At 61.0% G+C, this 2,087-nt stretch carries 2 protein-coding genes; both read right to left on the bottom strand.

Translation table 11 applies throughout. From position 1 onward, the window contains the following. Positions 1 to 533: 533 nt before the first annotated feature. Entirely contained in the window at positions 534 to 1,130 is a 597-nt protein-coding gene (locus tag IF64_RS26865) for a DUF3558 domain-containing protein (protein WP_246134908.1), read from the bottom strand. A gap of 38 nt (positions 1,131 to 1,168) precedes the next feature. Then, positions 1,169 to 1,618: a hypothetical protein gene (locus tag IF64_RS0124815; protein ID WP_145600476.1), complete on the bottom strand. Its 450-nt coding sequence runs from the start codon at positions 1,616 to 1,618 to the stop codon at positions 1,169 to 1,171. Between the last annotated feature and the right edge of the window lie 469 nt (positions 1,619 to 2,087).

The following is a 2,087-nucleotide window of genomic DNA, read 5'->3' as shown; positions in this document are numbered from 1 at the left end:
TCTTGGGAAGTCCACACAACAGACCATGATCAACTGGTGGCCGCACCCATCTCCAGCACCCCTCACCAACCCCGATCACGAAGTCCGGCTGGAGTACTAGGGGCCGTCATGCGTACCTAGGCACACAGCGACAGCGGATGTTTCCTGAAAAGCGTCAGGCCGTCTTATTGGGCGCCACTACCGGCGGCGAGGCGCCAGCGCCCACGCCAACGCCCCGCGCCAGCGGCCACACGGTCGGCCTCGGCGCGCCCTCGGTACGGCAATGGGTGTCCATAGGGACTGCGCACACTGTTGGTATACCTAGTGTGCTTAAACGGTCAAGTGTCCGTGATAAGCCACAGCTTATCAAGACAGACTTGAGCTTCGATCGTCTCTGCTTGGCTTGCGTTTGCCTTGCGTTGTTTACCTTTTCCGCTTTGGATTGTCCTTCTTGTTATCGTTTGACACTTTAAGTTGTCTTCTTTTTTACTTTTTGATCTTCTTTTAGTTTGGCTTCTTGATCGTCGTAAGTTTGATTTTGACTTGTTCTCATCTCAGCTTTGAGTCTTGATGTTGCTTACAACCCAGCTGGTTATCTGTTGCACCGGTCCGCAGGAGTCTGTACCTTCCTGCTCAGATTCAGAACTTATTGTTCCTGTTACAGATACAGCTTGTTCATTGGAGATTCCAACCATCGTGGTGCACATCGGATCGGATTCGCTCTCTTTGTATGCGACCGCTGGGAACCCCTCGATCGGGTCTACCTCGTTGAACACGGGCATCTGAGGCTTCGCGTTGGCATAGGTGGTACTCAGCCCCTCGCCGTGTGCGGTCTGGAACGTGACGACAAACGACGCCCCCGAACCAATATTGGTCCATCGGCAACGTGGGCCAAGTTGTTCTAGGTCGCGCCGTTCGCCGTCAGGGGAGGCACCTTCGCCCAGTGCGTCCGTGATCTGCTTGCGGGTCAGGGCGTCGCACGGGTCCCCGGATAGGGCGGACTCGGGAAGTGGGTTTTCGACGGCGGGGGCTCCGCTGTGCGGAAGGTCAGACGCTGCCTCGCTACTCGCCGCAGCAGAGGACGGCGCCTCGCTTGCGGGGTCCCGAGGCTCTGCCTGGCCCTCCTCGCTTGAACACGCCGTAGCCAGCACTGCCAACGCGCCAAGAGCCAGCGTCCCAAGCTTCCGCGTCACAGCAGTCCGCCCCCTTCACCGCCACCGGCGTTTTTCGTATCCGTGGCAGCCTGTTCGTCCGTCTCCCTGTACACGTTGAGCGCCTTCTGAAGCTTTTCGGCAAGATCCCGGGCGTGCTTCCACTCCGCTCGGACGTGATCGGAGCCGAGCTGGTTCGCCTGCCGGGCGACGTCTGTGAAGTGCATACTTCCGGGATCGTCGGCGGGCGCCTCGACGTTTACCAGGTCCCGGGCATCCTCGGCTAACGTCTGAAGCCGGTCCCTAACCCACTCTGCCTGTCGAACCAGGCCTTCAGCGGTGTCTAGGTCCATCATGAAGCCCCCCACGGGACCTGCTGAATCCTTAACCCATCCGTCCGCTGTCGCGGTTCCCTTCTCGCCCGTGACCGCGAACACGAACGGCTCCCAAAAGTTGCCACCCGTAGTGTCGCCCGCGTTGTCTGCCATACCCCAGCGCTCCCCATCACGTCGTAGGCCAACGCAGCCTAGCGTAACGGCGTGCTGACACAGCGGGGGCGGCTTTCAGGCAACCCACACGCGGGGCCACGCCCCCGCGCGTAGCGACCATCAAGGATGCCCAGTCGGCGGTCGGGTATGGCTCCGCCACCGGCGTCCCTAATATCAACGGATATCTCGTCGGGCGCCGCGTTCGCGGCGGCGCCCGCCGATGGCTAACCAACAGACGCCCCATGCAGCTGCGGGGCCGCGCTTTCCGAGGCGTGGGCCCGTTAACTGCCTCTGGCGTCTTGCGGTACGCGGCCCCTAGGCTGCCGTAGGCAGCCCTTTCGGCGGCCGGTGAGGCGCCTTTTACGGCTAATACTCCAGCCGGACTTCGTGATCGGGGTTGGTGAGGGGTGCTGGAGATGGGTGCGGCCACCAGTTGATCATGGTCTGTTGTGTGGACTTCCCAAGATCG

The sequence above is a fragment of the Prauserella rugosa genome (genome assembly GCF_000719975.1).
GTDB classification, from domain to species: Bacteria; Actinomycetota; Actinomycetes; order Mycobacteriales; family Pseudonocardiaceae; genus Prauserella; species Prauserella rugosa.
Note: the sequence above shows the minus strand (reverse complement) of the source record. Positions and strands in the feature narration are given on the sequence as shown.

Bases quoted from the DNA above. Each gene is read 5' to 3' on its own strand.
- IF64_RS0124815 (WP_145600476.1), bottom strand. From the start codon at position 1,618: ATGGCAGACAACGCGGGCGACACTACGGGTGGCAACTTTTGGGAGCCG.